Genomic DNA, 21,032 nt, shown 5'->3' on the forward strand with positions numbered 1-21,032 from the left:
AAAATCTAAATATAAATGATAAATCCGAAAAATTGATCATATTCGCGTTAATCTGTAGCATTGTTTATCTCAGCCAATTTTGTTTCTGCTGATGATGCGCTTCTGGTATCCTCAAAATCGTTGATAACCTGGTCGTAAATAACCTTGGCATTGTCTGTATCTCCACTCTCGTAATAAGAATTGCCGAGATTATACAACGCATCCACATTGGTATTATCATACTGGAATGCCTTGATCAAAGCAGGAATAGCAGTCTCATAATCACCGTTCCTGTATGCATCATAGCCCACAGCATAGCTTCGCTGTGAAAGATCAGCTCCCACAAAGGTCATAAGTCCATTGTAAAGATCCATGAACTGTGTAGATGCTTCATCTCCAAGATTGTCGATATCCACATCCTTAAGCTGTTCCTCAATTCCTTCGATATTGGTCTGATCAGCAAGATAGAGAGAAGCTGCTTCCATAAGGTTGTTACCAACTGAAGCAGGTGTATCTGCACCCTGATAGGAGTTTATCTCATTCTGAAGCTCCTCTATCTGTGTCTGAAGCGTACTTATCTGCTGCTCATATTCACCCATTTTGGCTGATTTTGAATCAGACTCCTCACTTATTTCAGATATCTGAGTCTTATAATTTGCATTCATTTTCTGTATTCTTGCGGGCAAAATAAGGAAGTTTGCTGCGGCTACTCCAAGTATCACGCCAAGAACAATTCCCCAAATAGATCCGCTCTTAGTAAATACATTCTGTCTTACCGGCTGAATGATAGTCTCGTTGTCTCTGGTATATCTGACAACGTCATTAGCTGACTTTTTGTTCTCTTCCTGAGCCTTTAAATCCTGGGGAAGCATCATACTTTCAGTTTCCTTCAGATAACGGGCTGCCATTACATTTCCGGTATCAAGCTTAAGACTCTTCTCTGCCTCTGTTTTAGCCTTGGCATAGTTGCCGTTATTCAGATAAAGAAGCGCCAAAAGCAGATGAGCCCTGACAAATCCGGGGTTCATCGAAAGTACCTTTTTAAGCTGAATAACTGCCATGTCCAAGCTGTCCTGGTGACAATAATTCAGTGCAATATTGTATTTTTTGATTGTCTGATTGAAAACCTCGAGCCTTGAAGGATCATTACGGACCATATCCATGTAATCGTCCGCCGAATTGTCCTCGCTCTTTAGATTTTTACTGATAACCCACTCACTGAGGGCTGCAACGACTTCACCGGTCTCATAATAGACCAGTCCTAAAAGGTTTCTGGCCTGAATATTACTTTTATTAAGTTTAAGACTTTGGTGCAAAGACTCAATAGCTCCGGACATATTGCGCACCTCAGCCCTCTCTAAACCCTCGTTGTAGTAACGGTTGGAAAGAGCAATTATGCGCTTATATACCTTTACTCCGGCGCCGCAATTAGGACAATACTCGCGGTTTGTGAGCTCTGCTCCGCATTTATAGCATTTCATAATAAGAAGAAAGCCCCTTTTCTATATAATCATGAACGACTGCGCATCTGACGATTTGATTCCTCGGCCTTGGCATCCTTTAGCAGGCTGACAAGGACATCTGCCATGTCGTCCAAATCCTGGTTATAGATGATCTCCTCAGCATCCTCTATCTCCAGGCTGGGCCTGAACTTCTTAAGTTCATTTTCAAAATTGATCATTTTTTCAAAGCTCCCTCATACCTTGCATATCTTTATTAGCACATCAATTGCCGGGCATAATGCCAAGTGTCTCTCTGACCTGCCCAACAAGATATAAAGAACCGGCAGCGAACACAACATCACCGGCCCCCCTGTCGGTAAGAATATCCATAAGTGCGTCCCTTACGCCATCATAATAGGAAAAGCGGATATTCAAGTCACCGTCTAATCTCGATGTCTCGGACTCGATCGCAGCTCGAAGCTGTGACTCAGAAGCTGTTCTGGAAGTATTAAGAACTGCAATATATACTCTGTCGAACAACCTGCTCTCAAGAATTTTCCTTATCATAAGGTGATACTGCTTGTCTGATACGGCGCCAAAAAGCAAATATCTGTGTCTTTCGCAGGGTACCTCCTTAGCACTTTCAAGAAAAGCATCCATGCCATCCACGTTGTGAGCACCGTCGACATATATTCCGGGAAGAATAAGTTCCATTCTTCCACCCCATTTGGCCTTTCTAAGGCCAAAACGAATATCATTTTCTGAGATTTTTATTCCAAGATCGCGCAATGCCCGAGTACACATTATCGATATTGCAGCATTTTCTGTCTGAAATTTCGCGATAGTCTGCAGTCTGAGACCGCAATAATTATCATACTGAGATTCATAGGAAAAATCAATGCAAATATTCCCTGCTTCATCGGGGATAGGGACAATATCATAGGAAAACTCAGGTTCAACACGGTAAACCTTCGCTCCCATTTCCTGTGCGCGTTTCTCAATTACCTCTGTGCTTCCTTCTCTTTTGTTAAGGAAAACCAAAGGAACGTTATTTCGTATAATTCCTGCCTTTTCAGCGGCAATTTCCGAAATTGTATTTCCAAGATACTGCATATGATCCATGCCTATCTCAGTTATCACATCAAGTATAGGCTCGTGTATGCTATTGGTAGCATCAAGCCTTCCTCCGAGTCCCGTCTCCAGTACAAGAAAATCCACCGGATGCTCACTGTACAGTAGCATAGCCATAAAAAACAGAAACTCGAAATATGTAGGGAAATATTCTCCCTGCTTATATCCATTTATACGTATAAGAAGCTTAGCGAAAATATCGCAGAAGGTATTATCCTCTATGGGCTTTCCGTTTATGCAAAAGCGTTCCGTAAGCTTTACAAGATGCGGTGAAGTAAACATTCCCACAGAAAAGCCTGCCTGCCTTAGTATCTCTGAAAGATAGTTACAGACAGAGCCTTTCCCGTTGGTTCCTGCCACATGAATTATCTTCATGCCAAGATCAGGGCTTCCCAAATATTCAAGGAACTCTCTGGTCTCTTCTACGGAATGTTTCTCAGTAAATGCAGGTATCAATTCGATAAACTGCTCACACTCATAAAAGCGGGGCTTTTCCCCTACATCGATGAGACTCATAATCTCATCGATGCGGTTAGTCAAATCGTCTTTCATTCCTACACCTGTATTATTTCTTCAGCTGAGCAAGTCTCTCCTGCACCTGTGCATAGGTCTGCTCGTACTTCTGCTGCTTTGCTTTTTCTTCCTCAATTTTTTCAGCCGGAGCCTTGGAAAGGAATTTCTCGTTGGTAAGCATACTCTGTGATCTCTTAAGCTCACCCTCAAGCTTCTTCAGTTCCTTCTCAAGACGCTCGATCTCAGCTGAGATATCAACAAGATCAGAGAAAGGAATATAAATAGTAGCATCTGCAAGGACTACAGAAACTGCATCTTCAGGAATACCTGTCTTATCATTCTGGCATACAGACTCAGAAGCGCTTCCAAGTGTCTCGAAGAAAAGCTTACCTGTACGGAAGATATTAAGTGCTTCCTCGTTTTCTGAAACTACATATACAAGTGCCTTTCTTGAAGGAGCAACGTTCATCTGTGTGCGGACATTACGGATGCCTCTTACGGCTTCCTTAATAGTCTCGATTGCCTTCTCATCAGAAGCATAGTTCCACTCTTCCTTATACTCAGGCCAGCTGGAGATCATGATTGACTCCTCCTCGTCCTGAAGTGTGCAGAAGATTTCTTCTGTAACGAAGGGCATGTAGGGATGAAGAAGCTTAAGGCCGTTAATAAGCACTGTCTGAAGTGTCCAGAGTGCTGCCTCGTGAGACTTCTTATCATCTGAATTGTAGAGACGGGGCTTAACCATCTCGATATACCAGTCGCAGAATTCCTCCCAGATAAAGTCATAAACCTTCTGTACTGCGATTCCAAGCTCGAACTTATCCATGTTCTCTGTTACTTCACGGATAGTGTTGTTAAGTCTTGAAAGAATCCAGTGATCTACAGGCTCAAGACCCTCGGGCATGGGCTGGTGGATTGCGCTCTTAGCGTCTTCACCCATATTCATCATAATGAATCTGGATGCATTCCATACCTTGTTCGCAAAGTTACGGCTGTTCTCAACTCTTTCATTATAGAAACGCATATCATTACCGGGTGCGTTACCTGTAACGATTGTAAGTCTGAGTGCATCAGCACCGTAATTCTCAATAACCTCAAGAGGATCAATTCCGTTACCGAGAGACTTACTCATCTTTCTACCCTGTGAGTCTCTGATAAGTCCATGGAAAAGAACTGTCTTGAAGGGATATGTTCCCATCTGCTCGTAGCTTGAGAAGATCATTCTGATTACCCAGAAGAAGATAATGTCATAACCTGTTACAAGTACGTCTGTAGGGAAGAAGTATTTAAGTTCTTTGGTGTCGTGAGGCCATCCAAGAGTCTCAAAAGGCCAAAGAGCTGATGAAAACCATGTATCAAGTGTATCCGGATCCTGAGTGAAATGCTCATGTCCGCACTTAGGACAAACCTTCGGTGCCTCTTTTGCAACAACTGTCTCGCCGCACTTGTCACAGTAGTAAGCAGGGATTCTGTGTCCCCACCAGAGCTGTCTGGAAATACACCAGTCACGGATATTATCAGTCCAGTTGAAGTATGTTTTCTCCATTCTGGAAGGTATAAGCTTTATTGTGCCATCCTTAACTGCATTGGAAGCAGGCTTAATAAGCTCGTCCATCTTAACGAACCACTGTGCCTTGATCATAGGCTCTACAGTTGTATGGCAACGATCATGAGTACCTACATTATGAGAATAGTCCTCGATCTTAACAAGAAGTCCCATCTCGTCAAGTTCCTTAACGATAGCTTCTCTTGCCTCATAGCGATCCATACCCTCAAACTTACCACCGTTTGCATTGATGGTAGCATCATCATTAAGGATATTAATCTCCTCAAGGTTATGTCTCTTACCAACCTCAAAGTCGTTAGGGTCATGGCCGGGTGTGATCTTAACTACACCGGTACCAAATTCCATATCTACATAATTATCTTCAACAATAGGAAGCTCTCTGTTTACTATAGGAAGAAGAACCTTCTTACCCTTGAAACTCTTATATCTTTCGTCGTCGGGATTAACGGCAACAGCTGTATCACCAAGCATGGTCTCAGGACGTGTTGTAGCAAACTCAATGAACTCTGTCTTTGAAACAGTACCGTCCTCATCGATTACAGGATACTTGATGTGCCATAAATGACCTGCCTGCTCCTCATACTCAACCTCGGCATCAGAAATAGAAGTCTTACATACAGGGCACCAGTTTACGATTCTGCTTCCCTTATATATGTAGCCTTTCTCATGCATCTTACAGAAAACTTCCGTAACGGCCTCATTACAGCCTTCATCCATTGTGAAACGCTCTCTGTCCCAGTCACAGGAAGAGCCAAGCTTCTTGAGCTGTGAAATGATCGTTCCGCCGTATTCCTTTTTCCACTCCCAGGCACGCTCAAGGAATTTCTCTCTTCCGAGATCTCTCTTATCAATGCCCTCTTCCTTAAGAGTGTCGATGATCTTAACCTCTGTAGCAATAGAAGCATGATCAGTGCCGGGCATCCAAAGCGCATTATAGCCCTGCATTCTCTTATAGCGGATAAGGATATCCTGCAATGTATTATCAAAAGCGTGGCCCATATGGAGCTTACCAGTGATATTCGGCGGCGGAATGACTATTGTGAAAGGCTTCTTAGTCTCATCCACCTCAGCATGGAAGTACTTATTTTCCTCCCATTTCTTATATAATCTGTCCTCAATCCCTTTGGGGTCGTACGTCTTTGCGAGTTCTTTTCTCATAATTCGATAACCTCTTTACTATACGTTTAGATATTCTGTTCAATAATATTAAAATAAGAAATCTTTGTCAATGTAACAGAGATTTCCATAATAAAAATCTGGTTGAAAATGGAAACTACTTCATGTGGTGACACGGGTGTCATGACACAAATGTGGTTAACATAGTTGTATTGACCAAATTAGTACTGTTTGCTTTTTCTGACCTTGATATCCAGAATATCGTAAACCAGAGTATTAAGCCATTTTATGGGGCTCTTGGAATAGGCGTTTCCATTTAATCCCCAATTTCCACAGAGTTATCCACATGTACACGAGTGTCATTTTTTATAGTGATATACCATCTGTTGTATTAAAAACCGTATATTTTGGTAAATTATATATACAATTCACACAATTTACTGGTTTACATAATTTCATTTATCCACAATATTATGTAAACCACCATATATTTTTCAGTGCAATTTAAGCTGTTTTTATGATGGTAAATTAGTTTAGATTACCTTACATGCCGCTCCAGAGCGCGTTTACAGCGTTCTTGACCGTACTGGTCGATACCCGCTTTATATCTCTCCATTCCCTTGGGAAAAGATCGGCATAAGCTCTCTGAACAAATCTCTCATCAAGAAGTGCCACTATTCCCGTATCATTTTCTGTCCTTATAACTCTGCCTGCAGCCTGAAGTACCTTATTCATTCCGGGATACCTATAGGCATAATCAAAGCCATCCTCTCCATTTGCCTCAAAGAATTCTTTTATTATCTCTCTTTCGTTGCAGACCTGAGGAATTCCTGTTCCGACTATAATTACACCAATCAGGCTGTCCTCCTTAAGATCAATTCCCTCACTGAAAATTCCACCCATGACACAAAAGCCCAAAATACTCTTTGATTCTTCTATCTCCACCTCCATATTTATGATACTTCCAAAATCAATATCATTTCCGGGGGTGAATCTCGCCAGAAAATCCTCTCTGTCTTCCTCTGACATAGCTTCATTCTGAACCAGAATCTCCTGAGTCTCCTCGTCATAAAATTCCTTCTCAAAAATCATTCCCACATCATCCATAAAAATACGCGACGGGAAGAATATCAAATAATTGCCGCTTCTTTCTGACGTAATATCATGAATATATTGTGCGATTTTGCGATACTCATATTCACTTCTTCTGGTGTATTTGCTGGTAACATCAGTTGCAATTATGCGACCGCATTTTTCCGGATCAAAGACTGAGTGAGCATAAATCTCATAATCCTCCTTAGTTCCGCCAAGGAGCTTTTTATAATACTGAATAGGTAAAAGTGTTGCAGAGAATAATATTGAAGACTTTGCTCTTGCCATACAAAGGCGCAGATTTTCAGAAGGATCCACGCACAAAAGCTTTATCTTGAACCTATCCTCCTCATATTCGGCAAAAACAACATACTTATCGTCCATTAGTTCATAAATATTTTCAAAAGTGAGAATATCAAAATAAAAATCAAGAATTTCGTCTCTATATTGTCCTTCAGCATGATCCTCAAGCCACTTGGATATGACCTTGCTCATGTTACCAAGCTTTTGCATCAACTGTGATATATCCACCAGCACCTCACAGTCATCTGTCATCGCCATTATCTTTTGCATCTCCGTCTCACAGGACCTTATAAGCCCTGCAATTTTAGGATGGGCCTGCTCAATTGTAAGTCTGACGTTATTCAGGGTCTCAAACCAGAGCTCTGCACTGTACATATCCCTGCCTCTGTCCAGCAGGTTATGGGCTTCATCTATCAGAAAAATATTTTCACCCTTTATTCCATCCGAGAAAAAACGCTTTAGATATATAAAGGGATCAAAGACATAGTTATAATCACAGATTACAGCATCAGAAAAAAGGCTCATATCCAGCGATAGCTCAAAGGGACAGACATTATATTTTGCCGCATATTCCATGATCACATCCCTGTTAAAGTCATCCTCTGATGTGAGAAGGTCATACATACAGTCATTTATTCTGTCGAAATGACCCTCTGCACAGGGACAGGCCACAGGATTGCAATCGCTCTTATCCAGGACACAAATCTTGTCCTTAGCGGTCAATGTTACAGTCTTAAATTCAAGTGACTGTTGATTTCTTAGTAATCCGAAGGTATTTTCAGCAACTGTTCTTGTTATTGTCTTTGCCGTCAAATAAAAAATCCTGTCTGCCTTATGCTCACCTACAGCCTTGACTGCAGGGAAAACCGTGCATATGGTCTTGCCGGTACCAGTGGGAGCCTCCAAAAAAAGCTTTCTTCCGTGATATATTGTCCTATAAACACCGGCAGCCAGGTCCTTTTGACCTTCTCTGTACTCAAAGGGAAACTGCATACGATGGATGGACTCTATCTTCTTATCCTCCCAGGTGGCCATAAAATCAGCCCACCTGTGGTATGAATTAAGGAGCTCATCAAACCATGCCGTAATCTCCTCTGCCGTGTAATCATAGGTAAAGCGCTTTATTTCCTCAGTATCGATATTGCAATAGGTAATCTGAACGCTTATTTCCTTAAGTTCATTGTCTCTTAGATAAATTGCCGCATAGCACTTAGCCTGGGCCAGATGTACCTCGTCAGGTGTCTTTATCTTTTTAAGATCTCTGTAGGTACCCTTAATCTCATCCACAAGCACAGGTTCGCTTGCTTTCCTAAGAATACCATCGGCCCTGCCATCAAGCTTTAAAACATAGTTTTCTCTTGTAATTGAAAAAGACAGAGGGACCTCTGCCTCATAGTCGCCGCCCTGACTCTTCTGGATCATCCTGTGAATACGGCCGCCTTCCTGCATAGCGGTGTCAGGTGCGTGATGAATTCTGTTGTCTATATTACCGGTCCTTAAGAGAAACTCTACAAGTCCCCTGACCGAAATCTTAATCTCTTTCATAAAATGAGTATGCATAAAAAAACTCCCTGTAGAATATAATACCACAGGGAGGTGTCCTAAATCATATATATTAGCAAGCTGAGTGAGCTGCAAGGTAGTTCTCAAAATCCTCGTTAAAGCCGCGATAGCTTACCTTAAGGGGCTGACCTAAGTCCAGTCCGAAAACTCCTAAAATAGATTTTGCGTCTACGGTGAAACGATTATAAGAAATATCTACATCAAAATCGCACTTAGTAGCTGCACTAACAAAATCCTTAACCTGATTGGGACTAAGCTTGATTATCTTACTCATTGCCATATTCTCTCCTAACTATCTCGAAAACGTTTAAGCTGTTTTTTCAACTTATTGAATTATACGGCAAAATTTTGAATTAATCTTTGAGAAAGTCTTAGGGTTTTCTTAAGATTTTCTTAAGTTTAAATGGCAATACTCATCTAAAAAAGCGCCCAATGCAGATACTGACTGGCTTTTCGCAGTTTTCAAATTATACCAGTGAAAGGTTGTCTCTTACCTCATTTTCATTGGCCATAACTTTGATCATATTCAGGGCTTTGTGAACTGCAGGGATGCTGACAAGAACCAGAGTCATGATGCCTTCAGCACCAATGTAGATACCGTTATAAGCAAGTGAGTATACGAAGGGATGCATACCCTCCGGAGCATACTGACCAAAGAAGATCACGCCTGAAAGCACGCTGAATGCAAGTCTTCCAAGAATACCTGCAACATATCCGATAACCATACCGTGCTTTTTGTTATTGAAGAACCCTGAGAAGCCAAGAGCACCAAAGGCAAGAATGTAATCACATAAAAGCTGAGGTATGCTGACAATGTAGGGTCCTAAGATAAGCTGAAGGATTCCGAATGCAAGAGCTGATGTAAGACCTGCTCTCACTCCATAAAGATATCCGACAAATGTTATAAAGAACATTGAAAACAGAGTAACTGATCCGCCCATAGGCAGGTTGAAAAATTTGATCATTGATGTGACCGTGGCAAGTGTTACGCACATAGATGCAAACACCAGCTGTTTTGCGGAAAAGTGATTTTTACTATCCTTTCCTGTGAAGAAGCATGCGGCAATAAGTGCCAGGATCAGCAGGACTACCAGTAAGCCATAGCCTGAAGACGTGAGTTCGTAGGTATCCTCTACCTGTTTTAAAAATATTGACATAACAAAAACCTCCCTTTTGATATAGCAAAGGGAGGTCTTAAGCTCATCTAAGATACACGCTAAATTTCTGCGTGTCTGTATCCTGAATCGCTTCCTTACGCCGGTATTATCCGGTTCAAGTAATGAGGGTCGATGTAAAACATCTTCTCAGCATAGCTCCCCTAGCAAATATCGTTATTATTTTTTCGAATCTAATTAAAAGCCATTTAGCCTTAATTGTCAATACAGTTTCCAAAAACTCCGCAATTTTCTTAGAGTATTTGGATGCAGTTCTTTGTAGCTTCTTCTACTTCCTCATCTGACCAGAGTGAGCACTGCACTTCACCGATATGAGCCTTGCGAAGGAAGAACAGGCAAAGTCTTGACTGTCCGATACCGCCGCCGATGGTGTAAGGAAGCTCCTTGTTGATGATAGCCTTCTGGAAGGGAAGCTCTGCCCTCTCGGTACAGCCTGCCTTCTCAAGCTGAGTCTTGATGGAATCCTCATCTACTCTGATACCCATTGATGAAAGCTCAAGAGCAATATCAAGAACAGGATAATAAACAAGAATATCACCGTTCAATGCCCAGTCATCATAGTCCGGAGCACGTCCGTCATGCTTCTCACCTGATGCAAGGATGTCACCGATCTGCATAATGAAAACAGCGCCCTTTTCCTTGGTAATGAGATACTCACGCTCTTTTACGGATTTGCCCGGATACATATCCTCAAGCTCCTGAGAGGTGATGAAGAAAATATCATGGGGTAGAATCTCCTCTATGTAATCGTACTGAATAGACATGTATTTCTCTGTCTTGCGAAGTACCTTGTAGATTGTGCGAACAGTCTCCTTAAGGAAATCAAGGTTACGGTCCTCCTTATTGATGGCCTTCTCCCAATCCCACTGGTCAACGAAAACAGAGTGGATGTTATCCGGGATCTCGTCACGTCTGATGGCGTTCATATCGGTGTAAAGGCCTTCGCCTACCTTAAAGCCGTATTTCTTAAGCGCAAATCTCTTCCATTTAGCAAGAGAGTGAACGATTTCTGCTTCGCGCTCATTTTCATTTCTGATATCAAAAGCTACAGGACGCTCAACGCCGTTAAGATTATCATTAAGACCTGACTCCGGTGCCACGAAAAGCGGTGCTGTCACACGCAAAAGGTTCAGGTTCTCAGAAAGTGTATTCTGAAAGAAATCCTTCACGGTCTTGATGCCTACCTGCGTATCGTGGAGGTTTAATGCTGATTTGTAATCCTTGGGAATTATAAGATTCTCCATTTTGCTCCTCCTCTTTTTTCACATTAAAAATATAGTAATAATTAAAACTCTTTTTAGCGCTTTAGGCAAGTAAAACATTAAAGAGGCATAGAAGACATTTCAAAATTTAACCATAAAAAATCGGGTATGAACGGTTTTTTCACTAAAAAACGCCTGTGAGAGTTATCTCACAGGCGACGTCTTTGCAAACTGTTAAAATTTTAATTTGTGTAATAAATCCATGTGAATCCAAGTCCGTTGGAAGCACTGTTCTGGCTCCAGGTCTTAGGGTTGGAATCAACAATCAGGTAATAGCCTTTAGCAAGTTTTTTGTTACAGGTTATATTCCAATAGGTGTTTTTGAATAAACCTGTTGCCTTAAAGGTCGCAACCTTTTTACCACGCTTCTTAGTCGTCTTATCGTACTTGTACAAGCTGATAGTACCGGGCTTTTTGCCCTTTCCATCATTCCAGTGGTAGGTGATAATACTCTGAAGTTTGAATCCTTCAGATCCAACCGTAAGCATGGGAGCTTCAGCTCCACCGGTCACGGCATAAGTATTATTGATTGTCAATCCCTTTAAGGTCTGAACCTGAACTTTACGCGTGATTTTTGTTTTTCCCTGCTTCGCGGTGAGGGTAGCTGTTCCTTCACCTACAGCATAAAGTACATTCTTGGCAGCATCTACTCGAATGATGCTTTTGTCAGATGAACTCCATGTTGGCTTTTTCAGGCTGCATTTTAGATTATACGCATCCCCCAAATAGATTATTATAGAGCCTCTTCCGGCTTTGACATTTAGTGAAGCAGCGGTCTTTTTCGTAGCCATCGTAAAGGCACCGGCAGCTTCAACAGGTGCAGTAAAGCTGGTAAAAATAGCAAATGCAAGTAAAGTAGCAAGTAAAATATTAATTAGACGCCTGATTTTTCCCTTCATAAGATCACTCCTTTCAGCCTTATAAGCTTTCAAGTTTTATAATCATATTCTTACAATAAACAAGCTGCGTCTTACCCCGTTATTATAAGAATATATTCTTATAAATATATTATCGCGTATTTTACAAAGAGAAAACATAAGCTTTTATAAAATGTCATTGACAGAGGCACAAGTCACGTTTTGTGCCTGATTTTTTATATCTTTTTTAGATATTTTTTTCATCTCTTTCATTATTTTTTGAAAAATTAATTCTCTATTGAGGTACCAGAAAATCAGGGCACTGAAATTGTCTCGCCAAGCGTAAATGAATAGATAATCCTCTCTTTAACCTTCTTTCCGGTAATGCGCTCAAGAGCCTCCTGATAATAATCCAGCTGTACCTTATACCTATGGATCAGCTCATCGCCTGATCTTACTTTATCTGTTTTGTAGTCCAGAAGAACGATACCATCATCCTCTTCAAACCACACATCGATGATACCCTGTATAAGTACAAGCTCCTCCGGCGGAAGTTCCTTGTCTATGCGCTCTGAAGATACTCCCATCATAAACTGTGACTCTCTGTGAAGATGCCCTGCTTCCATGGCTGCCTTCATGCGAAGCCCCACGGAGCTGCTACAAAAAGCAGTAATATCCTCTGTATTTACGCAGTCTCCTGCGCCATCAGCCAGCATTCCGGTCTCTTCAAGGTATTCAATCCAACTTCCGGGAGTCTTCAGCCTCTCATCATAGCTTGTGAATTTATCAACTTTATTACCTGTAGAATCATCTGTACCTTGGAACGCATCTGCACAGGCTCCATTATTATCATAGATAAGCTCCATTATCTTATGATAAACGGTACCTCTCTCTGCTCCAAAAAGCTTCTTATCAGATGCCTTCACAAATGAAGGTATATTCTCATCATCTTCATCAGGGCTGCCCACCTTTAATCCAATATCATGAACCGGCTCATTTTCGTCCACATACGCTGCTTTTTTAAGCTCCGATACCGTTGTTTTTACAAACAGCCTGCCCAGGTTCTCATAGGCATATTTTTCAAGGAATTTCTCCTTAAAGCTATCGGACAGTGCCTTTTCATCTGCATTTAGCACAGCAATATCCTTAAGCTTCATATCAGGGCCCAAATCCTCAATAAACTCAGATGCCTCCAGTTCTTTAGCTGTGAAAATCCTGAATTTGTAAGGAACAACATAGCTGTTATCATCGCCTCTGATGGAGGAAACAGAAATACCGCAGCTTTCATCTACAGCTTCGCAGTCTGCCTCTGCCATATCGCAAAGGGTCTTGTAGGCAGGATGCCTTGCCAGTGCCATAAGCAGCAGATCCTGATATGAGGATGCAGTACTCCTTAAGAAAAACGGAAGAAGATATGGCTGGTTACCTTCTATCCTGTCGCGATTTCTAAATCTTTTGAGCGCAGTAAGCTTTGGTCCAAAATCGGATGCGGACTTTTTCTCCGGATTTCCCAGCTTCATACTGCCGGTCAAAATAAGCTTTTCCTTGGCTCTTGTCATGGCAACATAAAGGATACGCATCTCCTCACCAAGAATATCCATTTTCATGGTTTCTTCCATCATGCGCTTTCTAAGAGTTCTGTATAGAATACGCTTTTCAAGGTCTATTGCATGGGTTCCTATGCCAAGATCCATATCACTTACAACAGAATTATAGATATCTCTGAAGTTAAATGATTTTGACATTCCTGCCACAAAACAGATTGGGAACTCCAGGCCCTTACTCTTATGTATGCTCATAAGGCGGACTACGTCTGCATTTTCATCCAAGGTCCCTGCTTCACCAAAGTCCACTTCATATTTTCCAAGCTGCTCAATATATCTGACAAAGTGGAATACTCCGCGGTAGCTGGTCTTTTCATAGACTGCAGCCTTTTCTGCCAGCATATTCAGGTTGGCGCTTCTTCTCTCGCCTCCCGGAAGAGCCGCGCAGTACTCATAGTAGCCTGTTAACTCGTAAATCTCCTTTATCAGTTCATTTACAGGCAAAAATTCGCTGTGGTGTCGTAATTTAGTTATTAAATCAACCAGTTTGCGTATTTTATTCTTTATACTCTCTGGAATATCAGCTTTTTCTGTATCTGATGCTTCATTATTCTCTTTAACAGAGCCGTCATCTGAAGCTGTTCCCTCAGCTTCATCATCAATACTTCTTTTTAATATCTCGTAGAAGCTGCTTCCTGCCAGCGGGCTTATATTTCTCTTTCTGTCGACTGCCTTTATTATCGCAAGCTCCTCATCGGAAAAGTCGCAAATCGGTGAATGCATAACACTGACAAGGGGTATATCCTGCAGAGGATTGCTGATAACTCTTAAAAGATTCAGAATAACCTCCACCTCAATAGCAGAGAAATATCCGGATTTTGATTCTATATAGGCAGGAATTCCCTGCTCATCAAAGACCTTCTTGATGATATCCTCAAATCCGCTTATGGCTCGCATAAGGATAACGATATCGCTGTATCTGACCTTTCTAAAGCCTCCATCCTTGGCACTGACTACGCCATCAGCCATGAGCTCTTTAATTCTTGCGGCGATCATTCTGGCTTCAAGCTCCCTTGAGCCATCTTTCTTTTCATCCCCGGCATCCACAAACAGATACTCTGTAGCAAACTCATCCGGGTTATCAGGCTTTTCAAAGGATGCTCCGGCGATAAGAGCAGCGTCATCATTGTATCCGACTCCTCCAAGTTCCTTTCCCATTATCTGCTCAAAAATGTAGTTTACGCTATCTAAGACTTCACGCCTGCTTCTAAAGTTGTTATGCAGGGATATCTTTCGCTTTTTAGCATCAACCTCGCTGCCATAGCTTTCCATTTTCTCCATGAAAATCTCAGGTCTTGCAAGCCTGAACTTATAGATGCTCTGCTTTACATCACCTACCATGAAGCGGTTGTAATTGCCGATTTCCTCTCCGGATATTACTGAGAGCAGAAGCTCCTGGACCTTATTTGAGTCCTGGTACTCGTCTATCATGACTTCTTCATAGTAATCACGATACTGCTTTGCGGCATTTGTAGGTTCATAGTCGTTCTTTTCATTTTTCCTTACAAGAATCTGCAGCGCAAGATGCTCCATATCCCCGAAGTCAATGATGCCCTTCTCCCTCTTTTTGCCATCAAACTTCTCCTTGAAGCTGATTGCAAGGTCAGCAAGCACTGCCACAGGCTCTTTGGCATAATTCATGTGCCGGCAGATGGTCTTTTTATCCTCGGAAAAGAATTTTTTCGCAAGATCAGAAAGCTTATCTTTTGCATAGGTTCTGTGGTTCTTGGCTGCTTCGCGCTTATCTGCATTTACTGAGTCATCTTTTTTAGATGGAAGACGGTCAAATTCGAGATTAACAATAGCCGATCTTAGTTCATCAAAACTATAGTCAGATTTCGATCTGATCTCAACTATCGCCTTCAGCTCTTTTTCCAGAAGATCGCAATACATGTATGGGCCGTCGGATTCACTTGCAAGAGAAAGAGCCATTTGAAGCCTCATCTCACACTCCTCTAAAAGCTGAGCTGTGAGTTTTTTACAATCCTTTACGAAAAATGCATTCTCAAAATCAGCTTCATCTATTTCATAGTCACTTTTCCTCTCAAGAAGCCACTCCTCGGGAAAAGGCATACTCATGGCATAGTTGTAGAGAGAAATTATGAAGTCATCTATTCTGCTATCATCCTTACCTGTGGAAAAATACTCGGTACAGTTAAGGAAAGCCTCATCTCCTTCTGCATACTTTTCCTCAAGAAGCTCAGCGAGAACGTCCTGCATCAAAAGCTTCATCTCACCCTCATCCCCTACGCGGTATGAAGGATCAAGACCGATCTCATTGAAATTATTCCTTATGACATACTGGCAAAAGGAATCGATGGTTGTTATCTGTGCGCCATGCACAAGGGTCTCCTGCCTCTGAAGATGCGCATTACCGGGATCCTCCTCAAGCTTTTTAGATATGGCCTCGAGGATTTTGTCCTTCATGGATGAAGCTGCTGCCTTGGTGAAGGTAACAACAAGCAGCCTGTCGATATCGATAGGCTTATCTCCTGTGATTCTCTGTATGATCCTCTCAACAAGAACAGTGGTCTTGCCGCTTCCCGCCGCAGCAGAAACAAGGACATTTGAATTTCTTGCATCTATAACAGATTGCTGTTCAACGGTAAATCCCATTAGTTCTCACCCCTGTTGTCATCAGTTTCTATATCTTCTGTCTTTATCTTTTCCAAGATTTCCTCATCAGAAAGCTTTTTCAGCTGTCTCTTGCGGTAGCCTCGGACGCCTTCATCATAGCCGCATACCGAATGGAAGCTGCAATAGGTGCAGGCGTTTTTGTTATCAAGCTCATAGGGATTGATTTCCACATCACCTGAAACTATGTCCTGTCCGCTTTTTTTGATGAGCTTTTTCACATAGTCTGAGACCTCTTCAAAATCAGAAGCCGCCATTACCTCTGAGCCTTTCTTTGTAAATGAGCCATCATTTTTGAATTTCACATGTATAACATCAGACTCCTGCCCGGGCTCATGGTCAAGGATATCCACAATCTCTCTGTTCTCCTGAATGATTCCGCTGGGCCTAAGCTCCTTCCTTACGATGGCATTGATCTCCTCATCACTTGGCTGTTCTGAAAAATCCTTACCCTCAAGAACCGGATCATTTATGTGATAATACAAAACTGCTGCCGGGACTATCTCTTTTCCGGGGCGCTTTGCCGCTTCCATTCCCCTTGCCACATTCATGTACATAACGAGCTGCAGCTGTAGCCCGTAATACAGTGCGCAAAGGTCAATCTTCTTATTGCCGGACTTAAAATCGATTACCTTAACAAAAACATGGTCCGCATCCTCATAGGTATCAACTCTGTCGATCTTACCGGTAAGCTTCATCTTTTTAAGAATTCTGCCCTTTTCATCCTCTGTAAGATTCACGTTTATGGCATCTATGCTTCCAGCGCTGTCAAAAGCCGCCTCTACATACTTAGGCATAAATGATCCCTTCTGCAGCTGATATCTGAGGGTATCAATGGAGCGGTAAAGAATTCTTTTTATCCTTGCCTTTGAAGCCTCGCCGCGCATGGTACTTGAAAGTATTCCTTCACCATACTCTCCTGCGTATGCATCAAATACCTCATCTAAGATTTCTTTTCCCTGCTCATCATCAAAGCTTGTCCAGGTCAGATTTTTCTCCGTAAGCTTATTGGAAAAGCCTTCGAGCACGCCGTGGAAAACATTTCCCATATCGGAATAATCAAAGGCAAATTCCTCTCTCTCCTCAATGCCAAGGCCATACCTCAAGAAATGTGCATAGGCACACTGAGCGAATTTCTCAAGCCTTGATACCGAGTTAACAAGGATATTTCCGTAAATCATGGAGGATACCGCATCGGAAAGAGGCTTATGCCTGTAGCTAAAGCCTGCTGCGTTAAGGAGCTTACTTAATCTCTCCTTACCTTCTACGCTCTTTTCGTTAAGTGCCGCATATAGTGCCTTAAAGCTGCTTTCCTCCTGCTCCTTCATATACCCGTTTACATATCTCTGGATATTTTCAGACATATATCCAAAGGCATTTTCAGGAGTGCTAAGAAGCTCCGTTCCACTAAGCTCCGTAAATGAAATCTCCTGCGCATTGGGGAAAAAGCCCTTTATCTTACCGATTATGTAGGCAGGGCCTATGCTCTTTCCATCCGGCGTAAGATGTGAGTATGACAAAAACAGCCCCTTTGAAGGCTTTGTAAGGTTCATGTAAAGATAGAGCCTCTGAATATACATCTGCTGCCTTGGCGTAGGAGCCATCTCAATTCCGGTATTTGAATCAACAAGAAACTGTCTCTCTATGTCGGAGATAATGCCACCTGTTCCCGCACCTTTTGGAATCAGATCATCATTTACGCCAAGGAAAAACAGGTATTTTACCTCCTTAAGCCTTGTTCTCTCAATATCACCGACGACGATTCTGTCAACGCTCTGGGGAATTGTCCCTATCTCTATATCACCGAAGCCCACCTCAAGAATCTCCAAATACTCCTCGAGAGTCAGCTTTTCATCAGCCATGAGAATAGTTATCTGATCTAAAAGATTTATGACCTTTTTATAGATCACAGAGTATTCCTTAGCCCTTATCTCATCCCCTGCATCATGGAAGGACTTAGCAAAAGACTCCATCTTGGATGCAGCGCCGGAATTCTTCAAAAGCTCATAAACAGCCATGGAATAGCTAAGTGCATTTTCATCCTCCGCAGAAAAAACAGGCGAAAGAGAACCCACTACTCGTTTCCTAAGCTCATTTATTCCAAGCAGATATTCCCTGCGAAGCTCTTCCTTATCATCGCGTTTTCTGAGCTTTTTATTTATTGCGGAAGGAAGCCTTGTAAAATCATTTTCCCATGCCTTCCTGCCTCTGATGCCAAGGGCTCTTACATAGTTTTCAAGCTCGTCAATCTCATCATAGGTAAAATCAGGAATTCCGCTTCTCAGATAATGAAAAACGGTCTCATAGCTGTATCCGGTGCCGTCAACAAGAAGAGCGCTCTTAATAAACTCTATAAGGGGATTAAGCTTGATATTCCCTGTCTGATCAATATAAACGGGAACACCTGACCTCTCAGCCTCTTCCTCTATGACCTTTGAATACCTCTCGATATCACCGCAGACTATGGCAAAGTCTCGGTAATGAAGGCTTAAGTCTCCCCTGATCTTTCCATTGATACCGGAAAATGCCATCCTCACTTCATTTCTTACATCATCCGCATCAAAAATCCTGATGCCATCAGCTTTTCCGTCATAGGACGCCTTACCGTATCTGAAAAGATGCTGCTCCAAAAAGGACAGCTCAGGGTTATCGGCATGCCTGCTTTTTTCATGGGGCTTTACAAAAACATCAGTCCCATCTGACGCAGCCTTATTGCAACGATATTCTGCCCATCTGTCAAAATCAGGAACCGATGAGGGATCTGTTTCTTTTTCATTTTCATATTCGAGGCGCAAAATATCATGAACTGTTTTTTTACTTAACAAAAACAGCTCCTGCTGCGCATCCTTATCATAAATATATGGATTGCCATCCTGCCCGATCGTGCAGGTGAAAATGACTTCTGATGAAAGCTTTAGCAGCTCCCCGATAACCTGGTACTGAATCGGAGTAAAACCAGTAAAGCCGTCAAATACTATAACACTGCCGGGAATAAGCCCGGACTTATTAAGAGACCTGCAAAGAAGCTCCATAGTCTCTTCCTGAGCAATAAAATCGCCTTCTATATATTCCTTAAAGCCCTTATAAAGGCGCTGCAGATCGGAAAGTTTTGCCTTAAGCACGCCCTTACTGTCTGAAGCCTTTATCAGCAAGTCAAGATTCTCCGGGCTTATGCGATACTGCATAAACTCGGAGATCGTGGACTTTACTTCATCTATATATCCCATCTTGTGCATGTTGCCGCCGATTACAGTAAGTTCATCTTCAAGCTTTTGCGACACACGTCTCAGCACAAGGCTCTTACCCATATCATCAAGGGGCTTAAGCTTATCCTCTCCAACTTCTTCAAATATCCTGTGAGATAATCTCGAAAAGCTGAGGGCATCTATATTCATGATGCCGTGCCTGGGATGGAGCTTAACGACATCCATCTGCGTCTGCATTGTAAACTGATCAGGAACAACTATCAGGAAATTCCTCTCAGGCTCCCTGATACTCTTTTCAATGATGTAGTCCTGCACGAAGCGGCTTTTACCAACACCTGATGCACCAAATACAAAACGCAGCATATTGCCTCCAAAAGAGTGTATTTGATCATTAATGATGGAAGAATCTCATATGAGTAAATGCCATTACCATCTTATGATCATTAGCTGCCTGGATTACGTTGTCATCTCTGACAGAACCACCAGGCTGTGCTACATATTTTACACCACTTCTTGCTGCTCTTTCAATGTTATCGCCGAAGGGGAAGAATGCGTCTGAGCCAAGGGCTACATCAGTGTTCTTTGCAAGCCATGCCTTCTTATCCGCATCTGTAAATACTTCAGGTTTTACCTTGAAAAGATTCTGCCATTTTCCATCTGCAAGAACATCCATATAATCTGTTCCGATGTAAAGATCGATGGTGTTGTCTCTGTCTGCTCTCTTGATGTTATCAAGGAAAGGAAGCTCCAGAACCTGAGGTGCCTGTCTGAGGAACCAGTTGTCAGCCTTGCTGCCTGCAAGTCTTGTGCAGTGAATACGTGACTGCTGACCTGCTCCGATACCGATTGCCTGTCCACCCTTTACGTAGCATACAGAATTGGACTGAGTATATTTAAGAGTGATAAGTGAGATGATAAGATCCTTCTTTGCGCTGTCGGGAAGATCCTTATTCTCTGTAACGATATCAGCGAGCATCTCATCATTTATCTCGATATCGTTATGACCCTGCTCGAAGGTTACGCCAAATACCTGCTTTTTCTCAAGAGCAGCGGGCTTGTAGGAAGGATCAATCTTGATTACAGCGTAGTTGCCGTTCTTTTTAGCCTTAAGAATCTCTAATGCTTCATCTGTATAATCAGGAGCGATAATTCCGTCTGAAACCTCTCTTTTGATAAGGCGTGCTGTATCTGCATCGCAGGTATCTGAAAGAGAAATGAAATCACCAAAGGATGACATTCTGTCAGCGCCTCTTGCTCTTGCATAAGCGCTTGCCATGGGAGAAAGCTCCGGAAGATCATCTACCCAGTAGATCTTCTTTTCAATCTCATTAAGAGGGAGTCCTATTGCAGCTCCTGCAGGTGATACGTGCTTGAAGGAGGTTGCAGCGGAAAGTCCTGTTGCCTTTTTAAGCTCTGAAACAAGCTGCCAGCCGTTAAAAGCATCAAGCAGGTTGATATATCCGGGCTTTCCGTTAAGTACCTCTATAGGAAGATCTGTGCCATCCTCCATGAAAACTCTTGAGGGCTTCTGATTGGGGTTACATCCATATTTAAGTGCGAGTTCTTTCATTGACCTTTTCCTCCTGAA

General features: G+C 42.3%; 12 protein-coding genes and 1 riboswitch. All 12 genes read right to left on the bottom strand.

Translation table 11 applies throughout. From position 1 onward, the window contains the following. Positions 1-47: 47 nt before the first annotated feature. Positions 48-1,460, bottom strand: a complete 1,413-nt coding sequence (locus tag G608_RS0105110) for a tetratricopeptide repeat protein (protein ID WP_026495134.1) — start codon at positions 1,458-1,460, stop codon at positions 48-50. 29 nt (positions 1,461-1,489) lie between these two features. Beyond that, a complete protein-coding gene (locus tag G608_RS23540) occupies positions 1,490-1,660 on the bottom strand; it encodes a hypothetical protein (protein ID WP_035794673.1) in 171 nt (56 codons plus the stop codon). Positions 1,661-1,703: 43 nt separating this feature from the next. Further along, on the bottom strand, positions 1,704-3,104 hold the full coding sequence (locus G608_RS0105120) for a bifunctional folylpolyglutamate synthase/dihydrofolate synthase (protein ID WP_051208857.1): 1,401 nt from the start codon (positions 3,102-3,104) through the stop codon (positions 1,704-1,706). A gap of 13 nt (positions 3,105-3,117) precedes the next feature. After that, positions 3,118-5,790, bottom strand: coding sequence for a valine--tRNA ligase (locus G608_RS0105125; RefSeq protein WP_026495136.1), 2,673 nt, complete (start codon positions 5,788-5,790; stop codon positions 3,118-3,120). 501 nt (positions 5,791-6,291) lie between these two features. After that, entirely contained in the window at positions 6,292-8,688 is a 2,397-nt protein-coding gene (locus G608_RS0105130; RefSeq protein ID WP_035794778.1) for an ATP-dependent DNA helicase, read from the bottom strand. 70 nt (positions 8,689-8,758) lie between these two features. Next, positions 8,759-8,980, bottom strand: coding sequence for an HPr family phosphocarrier protein (locus G608_RS0105135; protein ID WP_155833218.1), 222 nt, complete (start codon positions 8,978-8,980; stop codon positions 8,759-8,761). Between the two features lie 193 nt (positions 8,981-9,173). After that, positions 9,174-9,863, bottom strand: a complete 690-nt coding sequence (gene thiT, locus G608_RS0105140) for an energy-coupled thiamine transporter ThiT (RefSeq protein ID WP_026495139.1) — start codon at positions 9,861-9,863, stop codon at positions 9,174-9,176. Positions 9,864-9,938: 75 nt separating this feature from the next. Next, positions 9,939-10,036: riboswitch (TPP riboswitch) on the bottom strand. A 78-nt stretch (positions 10,037-10,114) separates the two neighbouring features. After that, complete coding sequence (gene asnA, locus G608_RS0105145; protein ID WP_026495140.1) at positions 10,115-11,125, bottom strand: aspartate--ammonia ligase; 1,011 nt, start codon at positions 11,123-11,125, stop codon at positions 10,115-10,117. 200 nt (positions 11,126-11,325) lie between these two features. Continuing rightward, complete coding sequence (locus G608_RS0105150) at positions 11,326-12,042, bottom strand: hypothetical protein (RefSeq protein WP_026495141.1); 717 nt, start codon at positions 12,040-12,042, stop codon at positions 11,326-11,328. Between the two features lie 272 nt (positions 12,043-12,314). Next, on the bottom strand, positions 12,315-16,220 hold the full coding sequence (addA, locus tag G608_RS0105155; protein WP_026495142.1) for a helicase-exonuclease AddAB subunit AddA: 3,906 nt from the start codon (positions 16,218-16,220) through the stop codon (positions 12,315-12,317). Then, on the bottom strand, positions 16,220-19,807 hold the full coding sequence (locus G608_RS0105160) for a PD-(D/E)XK nuclease family protein (RefSeq protein ID WP_035794676.1): 3,588 nt from the start codon (positions 19,805-19,807) through the stop codon (positions 16,220-16,222). The genes addA and G608_RS0105160 overlap by 1 nt, the downstream gene beginning before the upstream one ends. Before the next feature lie 28 nt (positions 19,808-19,835). After that, a complete protein-coding gene (locus G608_RS0105165) occupies positions 19,836-21,014 on the bottom strand; it encodes a phosphoribosylaminoimidazolecarboxamide formyltransferase (RefSeq protein WP_026495144.1) in 1,179 nt (392 codons plus the stop codon). Between the last annotated feature and the right edge of the window lie 18 nt (positions 21,015-21,032).

Origin of the sequence: Butyrivibrio sp. WCD3002, assembly GCF_000424265.1 — a bacterium.
GTDB lineage: Bacteria > Bacillota > Clostridia > Lachnospirales > Lachnospiraceae > Butyrivibrio.

What these genes read in the sequence shown, in the direction of transcription:
- G608_RS0105150 (WP_026495141.1), bottom strand. Translation starts at nt 12,042, where the DNA reads ATGAAGGGAAAAATCAGGCGTCTAATTAATATTTTACTTGCTACTTTA.
- asnA (WP_026495140.1), bottom strand. Translation starts at nt 11,125, where the DNA reads ATGGAGAATCTTATAATTCCCAAGGATTACAAATCAGCATTAAACCTC.
- thiT (WP_026495139.1), bottom strand. Translation starts at nt 9,863, where the DNA reads ATGTCAATATTTTTAAAACAGGTAGAGGATACCTACGAACTCACGTCT.
- G608_RS23540 (WP_035794673.1), bottom strand. Translation starts at nt 1,660, where the DNA reads ATGATCAATTTTGAAAATGAACTTAAGAAGTTCAGGCCCAGCCTGGAG.
- G608_RS0105130 (WP_035794778.1), bottom strand. Translation starts at nt 8,688, where the DNA reads ATGAAAGAGATTAAGATTTCGGTCAGGGGACTTGTAGAGTTTCTCTTA.
- G608_RS0105135 (WP_155833218.1), bottom strand. Translation starts at nt 8,980, where the DNA reads ATGAGTAAGATAATCAAGCTTAGTCCCAATCAGGTTAAGGATTTTGTT.
- G608_RS0105120 (WP_051208857.1), bottom strand. Translation starts at nt 3,104, where the DNA reads ATGAAAGACGATTTGACTAACCGCATCGATGAGATTATGAGTCTCATC.
- addA (WP_026495142.1), bottom strand. Translation starts at nt 16,220, where the DNA reads ATGGGATTTACCGTTGAACAGCAATCTGTTATAGATGCAAGAAATTCA.
- G608_RS0105125 (WP_026495136.1), bottom strand. Translation starts at nt 5,790, where the DNA reads ATGAGAAAAGAACTCGCAAAGACGTACGACCCCAAAGGGATTGAGGAC.
- G608_RS0105165 (WP_026495144.1), bottom strand. Translation starts at nt 21,014, where the DNA reads ATGAAAGAACTCGCACTTAAATATGGATGTAACCCCAATCAGAAGCCC.
- G608_RS0105160 (WP_035794676.1), bottom strand. Translation starts at nt 19,807, where the DNA reads ATGCTGCGTTTTGTATTTGGTGCATCAGGTGTTGGTAAAAGCCGCTTC.
- G608_RS0105110 (WP_026495134.1), bottom strand. Translation starts at nt 1,460, where the DNA reads ATGAAATGCTATAAATGCGGAGCAGAGCTCACAAACCGCGAGTATTGT.